Raw genomic sequence first — 389 nt, 5'->3', positions numbered from 1 at the left:
CAGTCAAATCACCGGTGCCATGCAGATGGTTTCGGCTTCTAAATTAGCCAAATCAGAGCAATTAGCGCAATCCTTTCAGATCTACGCTAGTAAGGTTCGTCAGATTACAACGGATCTCTTACGTGGAGAATTGATGGCTTCAGATACAAGCAATCCAATGCTGATTCGCCGTCCAGTTCAAAAATCGGGTTATATTGTCATTACCTCTGACAGTGGACTAAAAGGTTCATATAATTCTAGTATCTTGAAGGCTGTGATGGGGATGATTGAACAGGACCATGACTCGAAAGATGAGTATGAGATTATTGCCATTGGTAGTATGGGAGCAGATTTTTTCCGTGCTCGTGGTATCAATCCTGTCTTTGAATTGCGCGGTTTAGCAGATAACC

At 42.7% G+C, this 389-nt stretch carries 1 protein-coding gene; it reads left to right on the top strand.

What is annotated here, in order from left to right; all coding sequences use genetic code 11:
* Positions 1-389 (top strand): F0F1 ATP synthase subunit gamma (locus C1E99_RS12220; RefSeq protein WP_193441816.1); only part of this gene is annotated, 389 nt, incomplete at both ends.

The sequence above is a fragment of the Streptococcus suis genome, from assembly GCF_002964045.1.
Classification (GTDB): domain Bacteria; phylum Bacillota; class Bacilli; order Lactobacillales; family Streptococcaceae; genus Streptococcus; species Streptococcus suis_U.
Note: the sequence above shows the minus strand (reverse complement) of the source record. Positions and strands in the feature narration are given on the sequence as shown.